Source organism: Aeromonas bestiarum (assembly GCF_000819745.1).
Taxonomy (GTDB): domain Bacteria; phylum Pseudomonadota; class Gammaproteobacteria; order Enterobacterales; family Aeromonadaceae; genus Aeromonas; species Aeromonas bestiarum.
The window spans coordinates 96,520-118,470 of sequence record NZ_CDDA01000012.1; the positions used below are offsets into that span (position 1 = coordinate 96,520).

The following is a 21,951-nucleotide window of genomic DNA, read 5'->3' on the forward strand; positions in this document are numbered from 1 at the left end:
ATGGATGCACTTTTTCATGCAAAAAGAGCCATCCCGACGTTGAATTTTTGGCCGACTCAGGAAAGAATGCGCGCTCGGTTATTGACCTCGGGCGCAGGGTGACTCGTCACAGGCCAGACCGAGGATGACACGGCCCCCGGCCAACTTGGTACAGGAAACCACACAGGAATTTTATGAATCCCCTTCGCACTGCCGCTTCGGCCCTTTTATGTACTCTGACGCTGGTCAGCCATCAGGCCGCCGCCGTTGAATACACACTGCCCGCGGCCAACAGCCGCCTGATCGGTGAGAACCAGGAATACGTGGTGCCTGCGGACAACCGTCCGCTGGAGCAGATCGCCTCCGACTTCCAGTTGGGCCTGACCAACATCATGGAAGCCAACCCGGGCGTCGACCCCTATCTGCCGACACCGGGCAGCAAGCTGGTCATCCCCCATCAGCTGATCCTGCCGAATGCGCCCCGTGAAGGGATCGTCATCAACGTGGCCGAGATGCGCCTCTACTACTACCCCAAAGGCAAGAACGTGGTGGAAGTGCTGCCCATCGGCATAGGCCAGCTGGGTGTGAATACCCCGGAAAACTGGATCACCAAGGTGGAGCGCAAGCGCGCCAACCCGACCTGGACCCCGACCGAGAACATCCGTCGCCGCTACGCCGCCCAGGGCAAGACACTGCCTGCGGTCTGGCCGGCCGGTCCGGACAACCCCATGGGTCTGCACGCCCTCTACATCGGCAACCTGTATGCCATCCACGGCACCAACGCCACCTTCGGCATAGGTCTGCGGGTGAGCAGCGGTTGCGTGCGTCTGCGTGCCGACGACATCAAGTACCTGTTCGACAAGGTTCCGGTCGGAACTCGCGTCCAGTTCGTCAACCAGCCGGTCAAGTCCACGGTCGAGCCGGATGGCGGTCGCTACATGGAAGTCCACGAGCCGCTGTCGCGCAACGAGGAGGAGTTCAACTCCACCACGTCCGTGCCGCTGCCCATGACCCCGGCCATCACCCGCTTCATCGCCCACATGGACAGCGACTCCAATGTGGTCAAGCAGGTGCTGGAACAGCGTACCGGCATGCCGACCCGTCTCAACCCGCAGGCCTGATGGCCCGGGAGACCCGGTAATGAACAACGGCGACCTTGTGGTCGCCGTTGTTGTTTCTGGCCTTGGTGAGAGCTATTCGTGGCTGATGGTGACCACCGCCATGGTATGGCGCGAGTCAATCCATCGACAGGAAACCTGGCTGCTGGCGAGACGCAGTGGCGACTGTTTCGCCAACTGCTGCAGATTGAGTGTCTCTGTGGTTTGCGCTGGGCCCGAGAGGCAGGTGACCTGCATCTGATCCTGTTGCTGCTGGATACGGCAGGCATCTTCCACTATGGTTCCGCTGAAGCTGATGCGTCCCGTACTGGTTGCCGGCACCGCCTGTGCCGTGGAGATGGTGGCGAGGGTGAGCGCCACTGCGATTGTCTTCATGCAGACCTCCTGATTGTCTTGCACTCTGGTAGGAAACCACTTTTTCATTGCCTTGCACTGTCACTATCGACCTGTTCAGAAGGGAGCTGAGCGTTATTTGACCGCTTGCCATGTCGCCCGGCGCTGGCGGGTTGACTGAAAAAAACAGGGCAACCCAGAGGTTGCCCTTGCTATGGCCGCCGGCTGCGGGTGACAAGGCCGCGCACATCCAGACGCGGCGCTTATCTTGCTCAGGGGGTGGGAGGGGCGTAGAGGGCAAGCCAGTTGCCTTCGGTGTCTTCTATGATGACCCGGGAGCCATGGCCGCTGCCGATGCTGTGCAAGGGTTCGAGCACGCGTCCGCCTAGCCTTGGGACCATCTCTTGCGCCGCTTGCAGCCTGTCTCCGAGGGAGAGATAGATGAGAGGACCAGTGCCGCCCGGCTGGTGGTATTTATCCATGGGGCCGAGGCAGGCCGCCGCGTTGTTGCCATCGTGGCGCAGCATGGCGAAGCGTATCTCCTCCTGTATCGGCGTGACCGGCACGTCGAGCAGGGCCGAGTAGAAGGCCATGGCACGATCCAGATCCCGTGTCGGAATGTCGGCCCAGACCAGGGTATTGTCCATCTTGGTGATCTCCAGCATGTTCCGGCCGATGCGACCGGCGGCTCTTTTCCTTGCTGACGGCCTCTCGCGACAGGTCGTAGACAGGTTCTTAGAGGGTAGGAGTGGCCTTTGAGGGGCGCCAGAGGCAAAAAAACGGCGCCTGATGGCGCCGTTTTTGGGTGGTGAAGTGAAGTCTTTTCCCCTCGATATACAGTTACTTGCCTGCGATGTTCAGCCCGCCAAAGCGGATGAGGGGCGCGTAGAAGCCCTTGCCATCGTCGTGGTGCAGCCGATCGCCGACCGCCTCCAGCTCGCCCAGCAGGCGATAGAAGTTGCCCGCCACCGTGATGCCGCGCACTGGCTGGATGTGAACGCCGTCCCGGCACAGGAAGCCCGATGCCCCGAACGAGAAGTCACCGCTCACCGCATCGGCACCGGAGTGCAGACCGTCCAGCTTGACCAGTTCCAGATACTCGCCGGTTTTGACCTCGGCCTCGCTGTGGGGGCCTGTGCCAAATACCAGGTGGCGCGCCGTCACATCCAGCGCGCCGCGGGCACTGCGCGCTGCCGAGCCGTTGCTGGCCAGGCCGAAGTGGTGAGCGGTGGCGCTGTTGTGGAGCAGCGTCTTGAGCTCGCCCTCGCCAATCAGCAGCAGATCCGAGGTGGGGGCCCCTTCACCGTCAAACGCCTTGATGTTCATGCCGCCCGGCATATAGGCCCGGCTCTCCAGGGTGAGCCAGCGGGAGGCCACCGACTGGCCAAGCTTGCTGCGCCAGGGATTGATCCCCTGCTGGGCCCATTTGCCCGACAGCGCCGCCTGGAAGCAGCCAAACAGGCTGGCGAAGCAGTTGGTGCTGAAAAGAGCGCTGTAGTGACCGCTCGGCACGGCTTCCCCCGGCAGCAGGCCGTCGGCCACGGCATGGATCTGCGCTATGAGGCCCTGGCTGTCGAGCTCGTCGAAGCGACGGCCATACTGCCCCTGGGAATGCATGGATTGGCGGCCAGCCCGCTCGATCAGCGCCGAGGTGTAGCAGCCGACGCTGAATTCACTGTGCTGGCAGCGGCTGCCCAGGCTGTTGGCGAGCCAGAGCTGGCTCTCCCCTTCGAAGAAGCTGTTGTAAGGCGCGCCGGTCACATCCGGCAGGGCCAGCATGTCTGCTTCGAGGCGCAGGGCCAGGGCGATTTTCTCCTTCGCTGCCGTGGTGTCGGGCTGGTTGATCTCGGCGTACTGCGTGCTGAGCTGGCTGTTGGCCACCGAGATGCGCTGATCCGCATCCAGCTTGGCGAAGCGGCTGGCATCGAGCGCATCCTGCAGCATGGCATCCAGCGCCGGCTCATCCAGGGATTCCGAGTAGGCGATGCCGACCCGGCCATCCTTGATGAGGCGGATGCCGAGTTGCTGGCTGCTGGTAACCTTGTATTCACCCAGCTCGCCCTTGTCGGCCTTGAGGGAGAAAGCCTTGTCCCGATTGGCTATGATGTCCGCCTCGGCATTGATATCGGCGACCTTGTCCAGCAGGCGGGTGAGCAGAGTATTCATATCGAGTTGGCTCATCAGGCGTTCCCTCCGACCAGAATATTGTCGACCTTGAGTGGTGGCTGGCCGACGGATGCCGGGATCGAGCCTGAGACAGAGCCGCACATGCCGGCAGCGATGGCGAGATCGCGGCCCACCATGGAGATCTCTTTGAGCACCTGGGGCCCTGTGCCGATCAGGGTGGCCGACTTGAGCGGCCGGGTGATCTTGCCCCCCTCGATGAGATAGGCCTCCTGCACATTGAAGTTGAACTCGCCTGTGCCCGGCTGCACAGATCCGCCGCCCATCCGCTTGGCATAGATACCGTGTTCCACCGTCGCCAGCATCTCGTCCAGGCTGTGGCTGCCCGCCTCGATATAGGTGTTGCGCATGCGCGACGCCGGGGCGAAGCGATAGGATTCACGTCGCCCCGAGCCGGTGCGGGCATAGCCGGTTCTAAGCGCTCCCATGCGATCGACCAGGAAGCCAGTCAGCACGCCATCCTTGATGAGCTGGGTGTGCTGGGTCGCCATGCCCTCGTCATCGACGTTGATGGAGCCCCAGGCGTTGCCCTGCAAGCCTTCGTCCACCGCGTTGACCACGGGGTTGGCGATGAGCTGGCCCATCTTGTCGTGGAACACCGAGGCCTTCTTGGCCACCGAGGTGGTCTCCAGCAGGTGGCCGCACGCCTCGTGGAAGATGACGCCGCCAAAGCCGCTCTCCATGATGACCGGCAGGGTGCCGCTCGGGCAGGGGGCTGCGCCGAGTTTCACCAGCGCCTGGCGGGTGGCGGTGAGGGCCAGCTCGCGCGGGTCTATGAGGGCCGCGTGTTCCCAGCCCATCATGGCGCCGGGGGCCTCGTAGCCCACGCTCTGCTCGCTCCCTTCCATGGCTATGGTCTGGGCCATGATGCGGTTGTAGTGGCGACGATCGGCCACTTGCAGCCCTTCGCTGTTGAAGATCTCCACCTCCTGCTCCCAGCCCAGGGCATTGCCCGAGAACTGGCTTACCTTGGCGCTCTCGGCGCGGGCCGCGGCATCCATGGCGTGCAGATAGGCAATCTTCTGCTCCAGCAGCTTGTCGGCACCGAGCGGCAGGGTGACCGGGTTGCGGTCCGTGAAACGGCTGAAGTTGAAGGCGGTGGCGGTCACCACTGGGTCGCGTCTGTCCTTGGCCGCCAGTAGGGTGACGATGCGCAGCAGCTCGTTGCGATCGGCCAGGTTGGTGTAGCCGTAGAGCACCTTGTGGCCGTAGCACAGGCGCACGCCTATGCCGAAATCGAGGCCGCCGCTGATGTTCTCTATCTGGCTGGAGAGCAGGCTGAGCTGGCTGCGGCGCTTGCGCTCCACAAACAGCTCGGCGAAGTCGGCACCGAGCGCCAGCGCGTGATCGAGCACGTCGCGGGCAATGGCGGGGGCCAACAGGGAGAATGAGGTCATAGAATATCCTTTTCTGGTCTGTTTCCTGTTTGCTTCCGACACCCTTCTGATTGTGTTATGGGGTGTCGATTGCATTGTTGCAGACCAGCACAAAAAAGTCGCTATAGCGTCATGCGATGATACCGATTGAGAAAATCGGTGCGATTCGTGCGCCCGGCGGCCCAGCTCCAGGCCGCCGGCAGGAGAGGTTAGAGCAGCTCGTGGATCTCGCCGAGGATCTGGTCGACCCACTGTTCGATGCGGGATCGACCTGGTCCCATTGGCTGGCGTCGTCGAAGACCAGGCCGACACAAGATGACGGCCATCGTCGATCCGTATCCAAGGGGGCATCGAGCATGCAAGCCACCTGGATCAGAGCAGCTCGTGGATCTCGCTCAATATCTGGTCGACCCACTGCTCGATGCGAGGTCGGTCTGGTCCCATTGGCTGGCGTCGTCGAAGACCAGGCCGACGCAAGATGACGGCCATCGTCAAACCGCCTGGATCAGAGCAGCTCGTGGATCTCGCTCAATATCTGGTCGACCCACTGTTCGATGCGGGATTCGGTCTGGTCGTACTGGTTGGCGTCATCGAGCGCCAGGCCGACGAAGTGACGGCCATCGTCGATCAGCGCCTTGGAGGCGTCGAATTCGTACCCCTCGCTGGGCCAGTAACCCACCAGCTTGACCCCCTTGGGCACCAGCTGATCGTGCAGCAGGCCGAGGGCATCCTGATACCATTCGCCATAGCCCAGCTGATCGCCCAGGCCGAACAGGGCTATGATGCGTCCCTCCAGATGGACATCCTTGATGTCCTCCCAGCGGGACTCCCAATCTTCCTGCAGTTCGCCAAAGTCCCAGGTGGATATGCCGAGGATCAGGATGTCGTACTCCTGCATGCGGATGAGGGGCACATCCTTGATATTGTGGAGATCGACCAGCTCCGGGCCTATGAGGGCACGGATCTTCTCGGCGGCCATCTCGGTGTAACAGGTGGTGGAACCGTAAAACAAACCTATCTTCATCGCACTGTCCTTACCGTAAAACAGATAGCTCTTTATCCTGGCGGCGCGTGGGGCTGGCGCGCGCGGAGGCAGCAGGGAGGGGCGCCAGTTTAACAGATTGCCCGGCACCCTTCACGGGGCAAGCGTGGTGCAGGCCTCATCAGATCCCGCTGTCGCCGGGCGCCGGGCGCGCTACAATGGGCCACCGTTTGCCCAAGACCCAGTACCATGACCAAGCCAGCGCCTGCCGTGCACAATCATCCCCTGATCGAACCCTTCCTCGACGCCCTTTGGCTGGAGCGGGGATTGTCTGACAACACTGTCAGCTCCTATCGCAGCGATCTGGAAAAGTTTGCCCTCTGGCTCGATGAGCAGGGCAGCTCTTTGCTGCTGGCCGGGATGGACGAGATCCAGCACTACCTCGCCTGGCGGGTGGATCACCAGTTCGCCGCCAGCAGCACGGCCCGCTTTCTGTCTGCCCTGCGCCGCTTTTACCAGTATCTGAACCGCGAAAAGCTGCGCAGTGATGACCCGACCGTGCTGCTGGAGGGGCCCAAGCTGCCCAAGAAGCTCCCCTCCGATCTCAGTGAAGGGGAGGTGGAGGCGCTGCTGGCGGCGCCGCTGGTGGACGATCCGCTGGAGCTGCGTGACAAGGCGATGCTGGAGCTGCTCTACGCCACCGGACTGCGGGTCTCCGAGCTGGTGGGGCTCACCGCCGAGCATGTCAGCCTGCGCCAGGGGCTGGTGCGGGTGGTGGGCAAGGGCAACAAGGAGCGGCTGGTGCCCATGGGGGAGGAGGCTATCCACTGGCTCGAGCGTTACTACCGGGAGGCCCGCACCCTGCTGCTGGGGGGCACCAGCTCGGACGTGGTGTTCCCCTCCAGGCTGGCTCGCATGATGACCCGCCAGACCTTCTGGCATCGCATCAAGCTCTATGCCCTGCGCGCCGGGATCCAGGGCGAGCTCTCTCCCCACACCCTGCGCCACGCCTTTGCCACCCATCTGCTCAACCACGGCGCCGATCTGCGGGTGGTGCAGATGCTGCTGGGTCATGCGGATCTCTCCACCACCCAGATCTACACCCATGTGGCCAACGAGCGACTCAAGGCGCTGCATGGGGAGCACCACCCCCGCGCCTGAGCCGCCGACGCGCAACAAAAAACCGCCCGAGGGCGGTTTTTTTTAAACACACGACAGGAGTTGGCGCTTATTTTCCCTGCTGGGATTTGAGCAGATCGCGGATTTCGCTCAGCAGCTCCTGATCCTTGGTGGGACCGGCGGGAGCGGCTGCCTCTTCCTGCTTCTTCTTGAGGGTGTTGATGGCTTTGAGCCCCATGAAGATGGCGAAGGAGATGATCAGAAAATCGATGATGGTCTGGATGAACTTGCCGTAGGCGATGACCACGGCCGGGGTGGCACCCTCGGCGGCCTTCAGGGTCACGGCGAGATCGCTGAAGTCCACTCCCCCCAGGATCAGACCAATTGGCGGCATGATCACGTCACCCACGAAGGAGGAGACTATCTTGCCGAAGGCGGCACCTATGATGATACCGACCGCCATGTCGATGACGTTGCCCCTGGCTGCAAAGGCCTTGAACTCTTGAATCAGACTCATGTTTCCCTCCAAAAATGGGCAGAGTGCGGCGGCTGCCGCACCAAGGTTTGAATAATAAAGCATCAGGAAAACAGAGGGATGACCGTCTTGTTTCCTGTCGTCACGGTTAGCTTGCTGGGCCTCTGCCCAATTGGCAACCTGTCAGGGAGGGATTTTTTTGCAGCCCTCGCTATTAATCAATCAGTAATTAACAGGTTGAGGCCAGTATATGGCCTGAGTTACCTTGTGAGTCCATTCGTTCATGCCAAGTGAGTAAAAGAGTGAAGCATTTACTACTGGGAATGATGCTGCTGTGCACCTTTGCTGCCAGCGCGGGGATGGATCCCCAATTATTGAAACAGCGTATAGAGCAGCGGCTCGGGGTTCAGGTCTATCTGGTGGATGCGACCCCCATGCCCGGCCTCTTCATGCTGGGCACCAGTCAGGGACCGCTCTATGCCGATGCCAAGGGAGACTATGTGCTCCAGGGCATCATGCTGGATCTGGGCCACGACATGAAAAACCTCACCATGCTGGGCCAGCGTCAGCAGCGGCAGCGGGCCCTGACCCAGATCGGCGAACGGCGTATGCAGCTCAAGGCGGTGCCCGAGCGTCACAGCATCACACTCTTTACCGATCTGACCTGCCGCAGCTGCCGTACCTCGCTCGATGAGCTGCCCATACTGCAGGCGCAGGGGGTGAGCGTGCAACTGTTGCCAGCGCTGAGTACCTTCGCCGATCTGGCCGAGGCGCAGGCGCGCTGGTGCGATCCCGCCCTGTTCAGTGAACTCAGTCTCAGTGATCGTTTGCCTGCGGCCGGTTGTAATGAGATCCTTGCCCATCATATCGGCCTGAGCCAGTGGCTCGGGATCAAGGCGCTGCCGAGCTGGGTCCTGCCAAACGGGGATCTGGTACGGGGTTATCAGAGTCCTGAACAACTGCTCAAGATACTGGATCACATCAATGCCCCTGCAAATCCGTCGTCGTCCGCGAGTTGATGATTCCCATCTGCCCGCCACCCTGCATCCACTGCTTCGTCAAGTCTTCGCCAGCCGTGGCGTAGAGGATCCCGTCCTGCTGGAGCGCAGCGCCAGCTCGCTGCTGCCACCCCAGCGCCTGTTCGGCATGGAGCAGGCGGTGCCGCTGCTGGCGGCGGCGCTCACCGCCCAGCAGCGCATCCTGATTGTCGGTGACTTCGACTGCGACGGCGCCACCAGCTCGGCCCTGTGCGTGCTGGCCCTGCGGGCCATGGGCGGCAAGCACATCGACTTTCTGGTGCCCAACCGCTTCGAGTTCGGCTATGGCCTCACCCCCGAGATCGTCGAGCTGGCGGTGGCGCGCGGCGCAGAATTCCTCATCACGGTAGACAACGGCATCTCCAGCATCGCCGGGGTGGCGGCGGCCAAGGCGGCCGGCATGCAGGTTCTGGTCACCGATCATCACCTGCCGGGCCAGGAGCTGCCGGCTGCCGATGCGATAGTGAACCCCAACCAGCACGGCTGCGACTTCCCCTCCAAGTCCCTGGCCGGGGTGGGGGTGGCCTTCTATCTGATGGCGGCCCTCAACACCCACCTGCGTCAGCTGGGCTGGTACGAGCGCCAGGGCATTCGTGCCCCCAATGTGGCGGATTATCTGGATCTGGTGGCGCTTGGCACGGTCGCCGACGTAGTGGCGCTGGATGGCAACAACCGCATCCTGGTGCACCAAGGGCTGCAGCGGATCCGGGCCGGTCGCTGCCGTCCCGGCATTCAGGCGCTGGTGGACGTGTCGGGCCGGGACGGTCGCCGCCTCACCGCCGCCGATCTCGGCTTCGCGCTGGGGCCGCGCCTCAACGCCGTGGGCCGGCTCGACGACATGTCCCTCGGGGTCGCCTGTCTGCTGAGCGACGACCTCAATCTGGCGCGCCAGCTCGCTTCCGAAATGGACAGCCTGAACCAGGAGCGCAAGGAGATAGAGCAGGGGATGCAGCAGGAGGCGCTCGCCACCCTGGAGCAGATCCGTTTCCGGGACGGCGAGGTGCCCTCCGGCATAGTGCTGCACAGAGACGAGTGGCATCAGGGGGTGGTGGGGCTGGTGGCCTCCAAGGTGAAGGAGAAGTACTACAGACCGGTGATCGCCTTCGCCGAGAGCAGCGACACCGAGCTCAAGGGCTCGGGTCGCTCCATCCCCGGTGTGCACCTGCGCGATGCCCTCGAGCTGCTCGATACCCGCCATCCGGGCCTGATGGGAAAGTTTGGCGGTCATGCCATGGCGGCCGGGCTGACCCTGCCCAAGGCCAATATCGAGGCCTTCGGCCGGGCGTTTGAGACTGTGATAAGCGAGCTGGTGACCCCCGAACTGCTGACCGGGGTGCTGCTCACCGACGGCGAACTGCTGCCCGATGAACTGAGTCTTGAGCTGGCTGAACTTATTCGCGCCTCCGGCCCCTGGGGCCAGGCCTTCCCAGAGCCGCTGTTTGACGGCGAATTCGTGCTGGTGCAGCAGCGACTGGTGGGGGAAAAGCACCTCAAGATGATGCTGACCACGGATTCGGGTCATGCGGTGGATGCCATCGCCTTCGGGGTCGATCTCAAGCGCTGGCCGGATGCCTCGGTGAAGCGGGTGCGGCTGGTCTATCGGCTCGATGTCAACGAGTGGCGCGGCAACCGCAGCGTGCAGCTGCTGGTGGAGCATCTGGAAGCCGCCGGCATCTAGCGCCGGCTCTGGCAGATCTGCTCACGACAACGGCCACCTCAGGGTGGCCGTGTTGTTATCGGCCAGGGCTGCCAATCAGGGGGGGAGGAGCCATTATCAGAGAAGGGCGGCAGGGCTCACTGTCTTTTTATGGATTTTAAATGCCGCCTTTTTGGATATAACGGGTGTTTAGTATCGAGTAAGGTTAATTGTTGGATGTTTAAATTCAATAAATGGAGGGGATGTGATATATTCGGCTCGTTTTATCTGTTGTCTTTTTTCAGGGACCTGACCGCTTGCCACCCCTTGGCCGATCACCGACAGGACTGATGGCCCTCGCCATCGCCTCTATCTTGTGGCTTGCCGCCTTCGCGGCGGGAGGCGTCAGTGTGTCCGGTCAGCCGACATCGGCCGACCGGCTGGCCGCGATGCAACTGCACGAGCCGTCCGATACAGGACTCGTCAACAGCGTCAGCCTGCCGCCGGGCGGCCAGTGGCGGCTCAGCTTCGAACAGGGGCGGCGGCTGGAGAGCGCCAGTCACCCCGAGCTCTATCAGATGCTGCTGGCCTGGTTCCAGCACGAGATCCTGGGCCTGCTCTGCGGCCTGCTGTTCTTCCTGCCCCTCATCTACCTCAGGCAGCTGTCAGGTTACTTCGGTTACCTGCACAAACGCCTGCTGATCTGCCACCACCTGCAATTTCGCTTCTGTCACGGCCACTCGCGTCCGGCTTGCTGCTGAGCGCGCACCGGATCCGGCGTTTCCCCGTCGACTGACTGTTTGACCTCTCTGCTGGCTGACGCCTGCGATCGGTTGCCGCGCCCTGTTGCCCCTGCTTACCCCGCCCGCCGTGCGGGAGTCGGGCCCTTCTCTGCACAAGCTGTGAGCCGATCCGATGGATTATTATGTAAACCTGTTTATTCAGTCGATTTTTGTCGAAAACTTGGCGCTGGCCTTCTTTCTGGGCATGTGTACCTTCCTGGCCGTCTCCAAGAACATCAATACCGCCTTCGGCCTGGGCCTGACGGTGCTGGTGGTCATGGTGATCGCCATTCCCCTCAACAACCTGATCTACCGCCATATCCTGCGGCCAGAGAGCACCTTCCTAGGGGAATTTGATCTGAGCTTTCTCGATTTCATCGTCTACATAGGGGTGCTGGCCGCGCTGGTGCAGGTGATGGAGATGGTGCTCGACAAGCACTTCCCGGCGCTCCATCACGCGCTGGGCATCTATCTGCCACTCTTGACGGTGCACTGTGCCATCTTCGGCGGCGTCATGTTCATGGCCCAGCGGGATTACGATTTCATCGAATCCATAGTGTATGGGGCGGGTTCAGGGCTTGGCTGGTTGCTGGCCATCGTCGCCATCGCCGGTCTGCGCCAGAAGATGAAGTATTCGGATGTACCCGAGGGGCTGCGCGGCATCGGCATCACCTTCATAGTGGCTGGGCTTATGTCGCTCGGCTTCATGTCCTTCTCCGGCATGTCGCTCTAGGCACGCCACCTGTGAAAACGGCCACTTGCGTGGCCGTTTTGCTATTCGGCGGGGGTTATCATCCCCAGCAGCCGGTCGTGGACCAGCGGCAGTGTCAGGAAGCCGTCCCGGTCGAGGAAGTGGCCACCCTGCTCCAGGCTGTAGAGCGGCGCGGCCAGCTGTTCGCTCAGGTGCTGGCAGTAGCGATAGGGCACTATGGCATCGTCGCGGGAGGCAACCACGACGCGCTGGGGAGCCAGGGTCATGATGTGCGCCGGGTCGTAGCCCGGCTGCATGAAGGGATCCAGTTCCGGCAGGGTGTGCAGCGGCTGATCGAAACCGGACACCAGCAGGATCCCGCCCACCCGGCGGCAGGCGGGCAGGCGGCCGAGCTGACGCAGTATGGCGATGCAGCCGAGGCTGTGGCCCAGCAGGAAGGTGCGCTCATCGTGATCCCGCACCAGGCGGTCCATGGCGGCATCCCAGGCTGCCGGTTCCGGCCGGTGTGGGTCTGGCATGGCCAGCACCTCGACCTGAATGTCGCGGGCTTCGAGTTTCTCCTTGAGCCAGGGGAACCAGTGGGACTGGGGGGAGGCAGTGTAGCCGTGCACTATGAAGACGCGGGTGTGTGACATGAGCATGATCCTGAAACGGGCAACAGGGAATGAAAAACCGTGCCGCTGCGGCAACTGGCCGGGGCAGCCACATAATACCAGCGCCCCTGGGTGCCGACACGTCCCTGTCCGGGTGATACAGGGGAGGGGCAAACCGCTCAGTCCAGCCGCTTGGCCATGTTGTAGCCGGTGATGGCGAAGCCCGCCTCCTGGTAAAGCGCCAGGGCGCGCGGGTTGTCGTACGCGACCCGCAACTTGATCTGGCTGATGCCACTGGCCCTGAGCTCGGCCTCCAGCACCGCCATGGCGGCCTTGCCGATCCCCTGGCTGCGGTGAGCCGGGGCGACATAGAAGTCATAGATAAAGGTGGCGCTGGCATCGGGGTCGATGGCGTGCCAGAGATAGCCCAGTGGCTGCACCTCTGCGGTTGCAAGCGACCCCTCTTCGCTTGCGGGCAGGATGCAGAGCAGGCTGTGGCCGGCGGTGGCTACCCCCTGCGGCAGGGAGTGCTGCAGGGAGGCCTCGGCCTTGCGACGGGCAGTGGCGAGATCATGGCCATGATTGCTGGCGATATCCTGCGCATAGTCCTCGATGAAGTAGGTGCAATAGGCGGGGTAGTGAGCCTGGCTCATGGGGATCAGGCGAACGAGAGGGGTTGGCATACTGCACATCACTCAAAGGGAGAAGGGCGTTCACGTTAACCCGGCGGCGAAGTGAGCGCAAACGACGCTGGCTGCTGTCGGGAGCCGGAACGGCGTCAGCCCGCGGCTGGCCCATAAAAAAGAGCGCCCTTGGGCGCTCTTTTTTGATCAGGGGTGGATGAGGTTATTTCACCTCTTCGCCCTTGGCTTGCAGGTCCGCATGATAGGAGGAGCGGACGAAGGGGCCGCAGGCGGCGTGGGAGAAGCCCAGCCCCATGGCGACGTCTTTGAGCTCGTCAAACTCTGCGGGCGGCACGTAGCGCTTCACCGGCAGGTGGTGGCGGCTCGGCTGCAGATACTGGCCCAGGGTCAGCATGTTGACGCCGTGCTCGCGCAGATCGGTGAGCACCTGCACGATTTCTTCGTTGGTCTCGCCAAGGCCCATCATGACACCGGACTTGGTCGGTACATGGGGGTGCATCTCCTTGATGCGGCGCAGCAGCTCGAGGGACCACTTGTAGTCGGCGCCGGGGCGGGCGACCCGGTACATGCGCGGGGCTGTTTCCAGGTTGTGGTTGAACACGTCAGGCGGCGTCTCGCGGAACACCTCCAGCGCCTGCTCCATCCGGCCGCGGAAGTCCGGGGTCAGGATCTCGATGCGGGTCTGCGGGCTGTGCTCGCGGATCTGCTTGATGCAGTCGGCGAAGTGCTGGGCACCGCCGTCGCGCAGATCGTCGCGGTCCACCGAGGTGATGACCACGTATTTCAGCCCCATCTCCTTGATGGTGAGTGCCAGCTTGTGCGGCTCGTCGGGATCCAGCGCCAGCGGGCGGCCGTGGGCCACGTCGCAGAAGGGGCAACGACGGGTGCATATGGCGCCCATGATCATGAAGGTGGCCGTGCCATGGTTGAAGCACTCGGCCAGGTTGGGGCAGGAGGCCTCTTCACACACTGAGTGCAGCTTGTTCTTGCGCAGCGTGCTCTTGATGTGCTCGATCTTCTGGCTCGACGGCGGCAGCTTGATCCGCATCCAGTCCGGCTTGCGCAGCACTTCCTCGTCGGGATCCGGCATGAATTTCACCGGGATCAGGGCCATCTTGTCGCCATCGCGCAGCTTGACGCCCGGCTCCATACGAACGGGTTTGCTCATGATTCACTCTCGGTGTTTGTTATTGTTTGGTAGATAGCCGTCGGGGTCATCTCTGTGCCCTCATGGCCACGCAGCATGGGTTTGCTCATGCCGCCTCTTCGGTATGGGTGATCGTCTCATAGCCAATCAGGCTGGCCAGTTCGGCCACCAGAATGGTCTGCGCCTCGGCCACGCTCTGCGGGCCGCCCAGGGCGCTGGTCTGGGTCATGGCCATGCCCGCATAACCGCACGGATTGATGCGCAGGAAGGGGGTCATGTCCATGTTGATATTGAGTGCCAGCCCGTGGAAGGAGCAGCCCTTGCGGATGCGCAGGCCCAGCGAGGCCAGCTTGGCTTCTGTCTGCAGCGAGGCGCCAAGCTCGCTTTTCACATAGACGCCGGGGGCGTCGGGCTTGGCATAAGCCTCAATCCCGCTCTTTGCCAGGGTCTTGATGATGGCGGTTTCCAGGCAGGTCACCAGCTCGCGCACCGTCAGCTTGCTGCGGCGCACATCCACCAGCACGTAGAGCACCAGCTGGCCGGGGCCGTGATAGGTCACCTGACCGCCGCGATCGCTCTGCACCACGGGGATGTCGCCCGGCGCGAGCAGGTGCTCGGCCTTGCCGGCCTGGCCCTGGGTGTAGACGGGGTCGTGCTCCACCACCCAGAACTCGTCCGGGGTGTCGCTGGTGCGGCTGTCGGTGAAGGCCTTCATGGCGTCCCATACCGGCTGGTAGGGGCGGCGACCCAGGTGTCTGACGAGCAGCTGTGGCTGGGCGGGGATCTGGGGTGACATCTTTTCCTCACAGGCTGGCGCTTGAGTCGGCACCATGGGTCAGCGCTCGGGGGTGACGCAAAATCAATCGCCCCTGGCGGGGCGAGAGAGAAATTACAGTACGTATTTCACCAGCTCGATCTTGCCAAGGGCGTGGTACATCGCTTCGATGTGCTCTTTGCTCTGGGCTGTCACGGTTACGCGGACCGAGTGGTAGTTGCCCTTGGAGCTGGGCTGAACGGTCGGGCTGTAAGTACCGGGGGCGTGTTGCTGCAGCACTTCAACTACCTGATCCGGCAGGGCCGGGTCGGCAATGCCGAGCACCTTGAACGGGAACTTGCAGGGGAACTCCAGCAGTTCATCAAACTTGGTATTCATTTACTCACCTTTTGGCGTCATCACGGGATGACTTCCTCTTTAATCTTGCGTGGCTGGTGGCCAATGGCTCATCAGGCCGTCATGTACAAGTCTATATGGGCATTGCCCGGGCAGAGATCAAGGCCCGGGCCGCGCGACAAGACATGGAGATGCTGCTTTTTACCACAAATCGCCAGTCGGCGGAACCTGCAGATTGCAGGGTTATTCGCTGGTATGACCGGGTAAAGACAGCAGCGGCGCCTGTTGGCGCCGCTGTTTGGTCAGGATTGTGCGTCTGTCTTACTTGAACCAGCTGGAGACCAGCATCACCAGGTAATCCCACAGACGGCTCATCAGTCCGCCTTCCTGCACTTCTTCCAGCGCGACCAGCGGAACCTGCTTGATCTCCTTGTCGCCCTGCTTCAGGAACACGGTACCGACCCGTTGGCCCTTGGCCAGCGGGGCTTTCAGTTCGCTCTCGAGCTGGAAGTCCGCTTTCAGGTTGTTGCCCTGACCACGGGTGACCAGCACGGACACATCCTTGTCGACGCCCAGTTTCACTTCAGACTTGTCGCCCATCCAGATCTTCTGGGTGACCAGCTCGGTGCCGGCCTTGTACGGGGTCAGGCTCTGGAAGAAACGGAAACCGTAGGTGAGCAGCTTTTTGCTCTCGGCGGCGCGGGAACCCTCGCTGCTGGCGCCCAGCACCACGGCGATCAGGCGCATGCCTTCGTTGTTGGTGGCGGAGGAGACCAGGTTGTAGCCGACCTGGCTGACGTGGCCAGTCTTGATGCCATCCACTTGCAGGGATTGATCCCACAGCAGGCGGTTGCGGTTGTGCTGGGTGATGCCGTTGAACACGAAGGATTTCTGGGAGTAGATCTTGTACTCCTCAGGCAGATCGCGGATCAGGGCCTGACCCAGACGGGCCATGTCGTGGGCGGTACTGTAGTGGCCTTCCGCATCCAGACCGTGCGGGTTCATGAAGTGGCTGTCCTTCATGCCGAGCTTGGCGGACCAGGAGTTCATCAGGCTGGCGAAGGAGTCTGTGCTGCCGGCCAGGAATTCGGCCATGGCGACGCAGGCATCGTTGCCGGACTGGATGATGATGCCCTTGTTGAGATCATCGACCGAGACCTGCTTGCCCACCTCGATGAACATCTTGGAGGAGTCGGTGTAGTTCTTGGACCAGGCGTTCTGGCTGATGGTCACCATGTCGGTGCGCTTGATGTTCCCCTTCAGCAGCTCCTGGCCGATGATGTAGGAGGTCATCATTTTGGTCAGACTGGCGGGCGGCAGACGCTCTTCGGCGTTCTGCTCGGCCAGCACCTGACCCGAGTAGTAATCGATCAGAATATGGGCCTTGGCGGAGATCTCCGGCGCGGCGGGAACGACCATGGGGGTTGCGTTCGGGGTCGGTACAGGCTGGTTGGCCTGGGCGGTGGCGCTTAACAGGGAGGCCAGAATAACTGAACGGGCAAATTTGGACATCTTGAAATTCCTGGAGCCTGGATGGGGGTAACCCAAGTTAAAAATGCGGGCTTCACTATACCAGAAGCGACCGTCGGTCATAGTCCGACGTGCCATCTGGTCTGGTTTTTTATCCATCGGGAGCCGTCGTCACGCCGGGAAACGACGTGACGACGGGCACCCGGCGGTGGCTCACCCGAGGTGAGCCACCTGGTGTCAGGGGACGATAAAGGCTTGCTCCAGCCCCCCCTGACGGATCTGTTCCAGCAGGCTTGCCTGCTGATCGGCGGCGACCGGTCCCAGCAGGACCCGGAAGATGGCGCCGTGGGCCACCACCTGATACGGCACGCCGTAGCGCTGGGTCATCACCTTGCCCATGGCCTCGGCCCTGGGCTGGGAGCCACTGGCTAGCACCTGGATCATCTTACCGTCGCCGCTGCCGGCGGGGGCGGGGGCGGGGGCGGCCGCCTTGGCCGCTGCCGGTTTGGCGGGTTTGGCCGCGGGAGCCTTGACGGGGGCCGGTTCAGCGGCTGCCGGCGTGGCCATGGCGAGCTCGGTCGGTTCACCCAGAAAACCCTCCTGCGCCGCAGCCTGCGGAGCGGCCGGGCTCTGCGCCGCTTGCATGGGCTGCATCGTCATCATGGGCACCATCTCGACCATCTGATCCGGCTTGTCGTTGATCAGCTCCAGCCGCACGCGCGCCTCGCCGCTCTCCACCATGTCCAGCTGTTTGGCGGCGGCGTAGGAGAGATCGATGAGGCGAGTGCTGTCGGACGGGCCGCGATCGTTGACCCGCACTATGGTCTCCAGCCCGTTGGTCAGGTTGGTGACCCGCACATAGCTTGGCAGCGGCAGGTTGCGGTGGGCGGCGCTGAACAGCTTGCTGTCCAGCACGTCGCCGTTGGCGGTCTGCTGACCGTCCAGATCCTGGGCCAGCCAGCTGGCGGTGCCCTCTTCCGTGTAGTGCTTGATGTCGCGCCACACCTCGTTCTTCTGCTTGCCTATCCAGTAGTCCCGGTTGCCACTGGCACTCAGGGGCTCGGGACGCGGTATGGCGCCCGTGGCTTGCGGGATCTCGATGACCTGGGGTTTTTCCTGCTGGACGGGTTCCTGCGGCAGGGGGGCCTGTTCCGGCTGGCTGCTACAGGCGGCCAGCAACAAGCTCAGGCTGAGCGGGAGAAGTTTGTGGCTGTAATGCATACGCTTCCTGGATTGCTTGACTGAGTTGATGCACCGCCATCGCATAGAGAGGGCTGCGGTTATAGCGGGTGATCACATAAAAATTGTGGCGCGCGACCCAGTATTCCGGTCCATCGGCCTGTTCCAATGCCAGCAGTTTCACTGGAGTGTCGGGTGCCAGCGGGGTGGCGAGTTCAATCCCGGCGGCAGCCAGCTCTGCCCACTGCTGCCTGAGCTCGGGTTCGGGCCGAAGCAGGGTACTCACTGGCGCCAGCCCGATCAAGGCGGGCTCGACGGCCGACTCGCCCCAGCGCCACTGGTGCAGGGCGAAATAGTTGGCGACGCTGCCGATGGCATCCACCGGATTGGCAAACAGATCCCGCTTGCCATCTCCGTCAAAATCGACCGCGTAGTGGCGGTAACTGGAGGGCATGAACTGCCCCATGCCCATGGCGCCCGCGTAGGAGCCCTTGAGGCGGGTGAGTGGCCACTTCTCCTCTTTGGCCAGCAGCACCAGCTGGGCAAATTCCTTGGCGAAGAACTCCTCGCGCGCTGGGTAGTGAAATCCCAGGGTGTAGAGGCTGTCGAGCACAGAGTGGCGGCCCATCTGGCGGCCGTAGAAGGTTTCTATGCCTATGATGGCGACTATGAGGGAGGCGGGCACCCGGTAGTGCTGCTCGGCTCGCGCCAGGGCATCGGCATGGCGTTGCCAGAAGCTGACCCCGTCCTGTATGCGGGCCTGGGTCACGAACAGGGGCCGGTAGCTGTGCCAGGGCCTGGCTTCCCATGGCTTGCTGATGGTGTCGAGTATCTCCTGGCGCAGCCGGGCCTGCGCCGTGGCCGCCTGCAATTCAGCCAGCGGCACCTGCTGCTGCTCGGCCAGCAACGCCAGCCGCTCGGGCACAGGGGCTGCACTCGCCGTCAGCGAGCACAGGGAGAGCGCCAGCCAGGCCCCTCTCATCAGGCCAGCAGCCTTCTGTGGGTCTGGATGGACATCAGGATGCCGAAGCCGGCCATCAGGGTCACCATGGAGGTGCCGCCGTAGCTCACCAGCGGCAGGGGCACCCCCACCACAGGCAGTATGCCGCTCACCATGCCCATGTTGACGAACACATAGACGAAGAAGGTGAGGGTCAGGGCGCCACCGAGCAGGCGCTCGAAGCTGTTCTGGGCCTGCATGGAGATAAACAGGCAGCGGCTGATGATGTAGAGATAGATGACCAGCAGCAGAGCGACGCCCACCAGGCCGAACTCCTCGCTGAACACCGCGAAAATGAAGTCGGTGTGGCGCTCGGGCAGGAACTCGAGCTGGGACTGGGTGCCCTGCAGCCAGCCCTTGCCAAAGACGCCGCCGGAGCCGATCGCAATCTTCGATTGGATGATGTGATAGCCGCGACCGAGCGGGTCTTTCTCCGGGTCGAGCAGCATCAGTACCCGCTGGCGCTGGTAGTCGTGCATCAGGAAGAACCAGAGCACCGGCATGAAGGCGCAGATGAGCAGCACCGCCAGCCCGATCAGCCACCAGCTGATCCCCGCCAGGAAGATGACGAAGAAGCCGGAGGCGGCCACCAGGATGGAGGTGCCGAGATCGGGCTGGGCCGCGATCAGCAGGGTGGGCAGCAGCACCATCACCAGGGCGATCACCACATGGCTGAACTTGGGGGGCAGCGAATGGCGGCTGAGCCAGGCGGCCACCATGATGGGCATGGAGAGCTTCATCACCTCGGAGGGCTGGAACTTCATAAAGCCGAGGTCTAACCAACGTTGAGCCCCCTTGCCGATATGGCCGAACACGTCCACCGCGATGAGCAGCAGCACCACCACCACGAACAGGGGCACGGACCAGCGCGCGTAGAGGGAGGGGGGCAGCTGGGCCATGCCGATCATCAGGGCGAAAGCCAGCCCCCCGCGCACCAGCTGGCGCACTATGGAGTCCACGCTCTGACCGGAGGCGGAGTAGAGCACCACCATGGAGAGGGACATCAGGGCCAGCAGGCCGAGAAACAGCGGCAGGTCGATATGCAGCCGGTACCAGATACTCTGTCGCTGCGCGGAATTACTCATGGGAAACGGCCTCGCGTGATGGGGACGGCTGCTTGGGAGCCGGTGGCAACTGGGGCTCTGGTGGCACCAGATAGGCATCCAGCATCTGGCGTGCCACGGGCGCGGCCATGCTGCTGCCGCCCCCGGCGTTCTCCAGCACCAGGGCCACCACGGCCTTGGGTGCCTCGAACGGGGCGAAGGAGACGAACAGGGCATTATCCCTGTGCTCAACCTTGGTGGTGGCCGCGTTGTAGACCTGGTTCTCTTTCAGACCCACTACCTGGGCGGTACCTGACTTGCCCGCGGCCTTGTAGGGCGTGTTGGCAAAGGCGCGGCGCCCTGTGCCTTCATTGCCGTTGATGACGCGCCACATGCCGTCCTTGGCCACCTGCCAATAGGCATCGTTCTTGGCCTTGAGCGCCATGTTCGGGTTGACGGGGGCGTTGACCACCCCATCCAGCGAGGCCGTGCTCTTGAGCAGGTGCGGCGTCACGTCGTGACCGTTCTGGGTCAGTATGCTGATCGCCTTGGCCAGCTGGATCGGGGTGGCGCTCCAGTAGCCCTGACCTATGCCGATGGAGATGGTGTCACCCTGATACCAGGGCTGGCGCCAGCGTGCCATCTTCCAGTCGCGAGAGGGCATCACCCCCTTGGTCTCCTCGTACAGATCCACCCCGCTGTACTGACCGAAACCGAACTTGGTCATGTAGCTGTGGATCTTGTCGATGCCGACTCGATAGGCGAGATCGTAGAAATAGGTATCCGCCGACACCTCGATGGCGCGGTAGACGTCGAGCCAGCCGTGGCCCCAGCGGCGCCAGTCGCGAAACTTCTTGGTGGTGCCCGGGATGGAGAAGCTGGGGCCGCCGAAGTAGCGGTAGTTGGGGGTGATGGCCCCCTCGTTGAGTCCCATCACCGCCATCATGGGCTTGACGGTGGAGGCGGGGGCATAGATGCCCTGAGTGGTGCGGTTCACCAGCGGACGGGCCGGATCGTTGAGCAGCGCCGAATAGTTGGTGTTGGAGATGCCGGTCACGAACAGGTTGGGGTCATAGCTCGGGCTCGACTCCATGGCCAGGATGGCGCCGGTATTGGGATCCATCATGACGATGGCGCCCCGGCGACCGGCCAGCAGTTGCTGGGCCTTCAGTTGCAGGCGAATGTCGATGTTGAGGTAGATGTCCTTGCCGGGCTCCGGCGGCTGGAACTTGAGGGTGCGTACCACGCGGCCGCGGTTGTTGACCTCGACCTCCTGATAACCGGCCACCCCGTGCAGCTGATCCTCGTAGTACTTCTCCACCCCCTGCTTGCCGATATCCTTGGTGGCGGCATAGTTGGCGAGCTTGTCCTCCTTGTCGAGGCGCTCCACGTCGCGGGTGTTGATCTTGGCCACGTAGCCCAGCGCATGGGTGAGGGTGTCACCAAACGGATAGTAGCGCTTGAGGTAGGCCTCTATGCTGGCGCCCGGATAGTTGTGCTGGTTGACCGAGAAGAGCGCGACCTGATACTCGGTCAGCTTCTCGAACAGGGCCACCGGCTTGAAGCGGCGCTGGCGTTTGACCTCGGCCAGGAACTTCTCCTTGGTCCCTTCCGGCAGCGCCAGCAGGGTGATCAGCTCGTCGGCGGTCTTGTCCAAGTCTTTGGTCTCTTCCGGCACGATTTCGAGACTGTAGACGGGGCGGTTCTCCGCCAGCAGCACGCCGTTGGCGTCATAGATGAGGCCCCGTGGCGGCGCCACGGGCACGACCCGGATCCGGTTGTCGTTGGAGCGGGTCTGATAGGTCTCGAAGGATTCGACCTGCAGGTAATAGAGATTGCCCAGCAGTACCAGCATCAGCACTATCATGCCGATGTAGGCGACCAGGGTGCGTCGGAAGAAGAGGCGACCCTCGGCGCTGTGGTCGCGCATTTCGATGCGATTCTTCAGCATGCCGCTACCTTATGACAGACGAAGGGAGAAGACAAAAACCCCATGGGTTATTCCCTGTGATACGGGTGATATAAGGGAGT

General features: G+C 62.7%; 22 protein-coding genes and 1 pseudogene. 6 read left to right on the forward strand and 17 right to left on the reverse strand.

Features of this window, described 5'->3' with window-relative positions:
• Positions 1-173: 173 nt before the first annotated feature.
• On the forward strand, positions 174-1,100 hold the full coding sequence (locus BN1118_RS06415) for a L,D-transpeptidase family protein (RefSeq protein WP_043135772.1): 927 nt from the start codon (positions 174-176) through the stop codon (positions 1,098-1,100).
• A 72-nt stretch (positions 1,101-1,172) separates the two neighbouring features.
• Here the strand turns inward: BN1118_RS06415 and BN1118_RS06420 are convergent, their stop codons facing one another.
• The 6 genes and pseudogenes from BN1118_RS06420 to fldB form a co-directional block, all read right to left on the reverse strand.
• Positions 1,173-1,472, reverse strand: a complete 300-nt coding sequence (locus tag BN1118_RS06420) for a hypothetical protein (protein ID WP_043555072.1) — start codon at positions 1,470-1,472, stop codon at positions 1,173-1,175.
• A 230-nt stretch (positions 1,473-1,702) separates the two neighbouring features.
• A complete protein-coding gene (locus BN1118_RS06425) occupies positions 1,703-2,095 on the reverse strand; it encodes a VOC family protein (protein ID WP_043555073.1) in 393 nt (130 codons plus the stop codon).
• 175 nt (positions 2,096-2,270) lie between these two features.
• Entirely contained in the window at positions 2,271-3,611 is a 1,341-nt protein-coding gene (locus BN1118_RS06430) for a TldD/PmbA family protein (RefSeq protein WP_043555075.1), read from the reverse strand.
• On the reverse strand, positions 3,611-5,011 hold the full coding sequence (locus tag BN1118_RS06435; RefSeq protein ID WP_043555078.1) for a TldD/PmbA family protein: 1,401 nt from the start codon (positions 5,009-5,011) through the stop codon (positions 3,611-3,613). The genes BN1118_RS06430 and BN1118_RS06435 overlap by 1 nt, the downstream gene beginning before the upstream one ends.
• Positions 5,012-5,199: 188 nt before the next feature.
• Positions 5,200-5,323 (reverse strand): annotated as a pseudogene (locus BN1118_RS22505) (flavodoxin FldB); the annotation flags it as partial.
• Between the two features lie 172 nt (positions 5,324-5,495).
• Entirely contained in the window at positions 5,496-6,014 is a 519-nt protein-coding gene (gene fldB / locus BN1118_RS06440; RefSeq protein ID WP_042867526.1) for a flavodoxin FldB, read from the reverse strand.
• A gap of 207 nt (positions 6,015-6,221) precedes the next feature.
• Here fldB and xerD point away from each other — a divergent pair, with 207 nt between their 5' ends.
• Positions 6,222-7,133, forward strand: coding sequence for a site-specific tyrosine recombinase XerD (gene xerD / locus BN1118_RS06445; RefSeq protein ID WP_043555079.1), 912 nt, complete (start codon positions 6,222-6,224; stop codon positions 7,131-7,133).
• 67 nt (positions 7,134-7,200) lie between these two features.
• Here xerD and mscL read toward each other — a convergent pair whose 3' ends face one another.
• Complete coding sequence (gene mscL, locus BN1118_RS06450) at positions 7,201-7,608, reverse strand: large-conductance mechanosensitive channel protein MscL (protein ID WP_005317444.1); 408 nt, start codon at positions 7,606-7,608, stop codon at positions 7,201-7,203.
• Positions 7,609-7,868: 260 nt separating this feature from the next.
• Here mscL and BN1118_RS06455 point away from each other — a divergent pair, with 260 nt between their 5' ends.
• The 4 genes from BN1118_RS06455 to nqrE all read left to right on the forward strand — a co-directional run bounded on the left by BN1118_RS06455 (position 7,869) and on the right by nqrE (position 11,754).
• Positions 7,869-8,585, forward strand: coding sequence for a disulfide isomerase DsbC N-terminal domain-containing protein (locus BN1118_RS06455; RefSeq protein ID WP_043555080.1), 717 nt, complete (start codon positions 7,869-7,871; stop codon positions 8,583-8,585).
• Positions 8,551-10,281: a single-stranded-DNA-specific exonuclease RecJ gene (recJ, locus tag BN1118_RS06460; protein WP_043555081.1), complete on the forward strand. Its 1,731-nt coding sequence runs from the start codon at positions 8,551-8,553 to the stop codon at positions 10,279-10,281. Before BN1118_RS06455 ends, recJ begins: the two co-directional genes overlap by 35 nt.
• Positions 10,282-10,589: 308 nt before the next feature.
• Positions 10,590-11,000 carry a hypothetical protein gene (locus BN1118_RS06465; protein WP_043555082.1) on the forward strand — a complete coding sequence of 137 codons (411 nt, stop codon included), beginning with the start codon at positions 10,590-10,592 and terminating at the stop codon, positions 10,998-11,000.
• A gap of 154 nt (positions 11,001-11,154) precedes the next feature.
• On the forward strand, positions 11,155-11,754 hold the full coding sequence (gene nqrE / locus BN1118_RS06470; protein WP_042867538.1) for an NADH:ubiquinone reductase (Na(+)-transporting) subunit E: 600 nt from the start codon (positions 11,155-11,157) through the stop codon (positions 11,752-11,754).
• A gap of 41 nt (positions 11,755-11,795) precedes the next feature.
• On the opposite strand, the gene BN1118_RS06475 is transcribed toward nqrE, so the two are convergent.
• The 10 genes from BN1118_RS06475 to mrdA form a co-directional block, all read right to left on the reverse strand.
• The gene (locus BN1118_RS06475; protein WP_043555083.1) at positions 11,796-12,368 is read right to left on the reverse strand and encodes an RBBP9/YdeN family alpha/beta hydrolase; all 573 of its coding nucleotides are present in this window, start codon (positions 12,366-12,368) and stop codon (positions 11,796-11,798) included.
• A gap of 137 nt (positions 12,369-12,505) precedes the next feature.
• Complete coding sequence (locus BN1118_RS06480; RefSeq protein WP_043555084.1) at positions 12,506-13,009, reverse strand: GNAT family N-acetyltransferase; 504 nt, start codon at positions 13,007-13,009, stop codon at positions 12,506-12,508.
• 163 nt (positions 13,010-13,172) lie between these two features.
• The gene (gene lipA / locus BN1118_RS06485) at positions 13,173-14,138 is read right to left on the reverse strand and encodes a lipoyl synthase (RefSeq protein WP_042867544.1); all 966 of its coding nucleotides are present in this window, start codon (positions 14,136-14,138) and stop codon (positions 13,173-13,175) included.
• A gap of 85 nt (positions 14,139-14,223) precedes the next feature.
• Positions 14,224-14,913, reverse strand: coding sequence for a lipoyl(octanoyl) transferase LipB (lipB, locus tag BN1118_RS06490; protein ID WP_043555085.1), 690 nt, complete (start codon positions 14,911-14,913; stop codon positions 14,224-14,226).
• A gap of 93 nt (positions 14,914-15,006) precedes the next feature.
• Entirely contained in the window at positions 15,007-15,270 is a 264-nt protein-coding gene (gene ybeD / locus BN1118_RS06495) for a DUF493 family protein YbeD (protein ID WP_042867550.1), read from the reverse strand.
• Positions 15,271-15,549: 279 nt separating this feature from the next.
• Complete coding sequence (locus tag BN1118_RS06500) at positions 15,550-16,740, reverse strand: D-alanyl-D-alanine carboxypeptidase family protein (protein ID WP_043555087.1); 1,191 nt, start codon at positions 16,738-16,740, stop codon at positions 15,550-15,552.
• 195 nt (positions 16,741-16,935) lie between these two features.
• On the reverse strand, positions 16,936-17,919 hold the full coding sequence (locus tag BN1118_RS06505; protein WP_043555088.1) for a septal ring lytic transglycosylase RlpA family protein: 984 nt from the start codon (positions 17,917-17,919) through the stop codon (positions 16,936-16,938).
• Complete coding sequence (gene mltB / locus BN1118_RS06510; RefSeq protein WP_043555089.1) at positions 17,861-18,859, reverse strand: lytic murein transglycosylase B; 999 nt, start codon at positions 18,857-18,859, stop codon at positions 17,861-17,863. The genes BN1118_RS06505 and mltB overlap by 59 nt, the downstream gene beginning before the upstream one ends.
• Entirely contained in the window at positions 18,859-19,962 is a 1,104-nt protein-coding gene (gene rodA, locus BN1118_RS06515) for a rod shape-determining protein RodA (RefSeq protein WP_043135747.1), read from the reverse strand. Before rodA ends, mltB begins: the two co-directional genes overlap by 1 nt.
• On the reverse strand, positions 19,955-21,871 hold the full coding sequence (gene mrdA, locus BN1118_RS06520) for a penicillin-binding protein 2 (protein WP_043555091.1): 1,917 nt from the start codon (positions 21,869-21,871) through the stop codon (positions 19,955-19,957). Before mrdA ends, rodA begins: the two co-directional genes overlap by 8 nt.
• Positions 21,872-21,951: the final 80 nt, after the last annotated feature.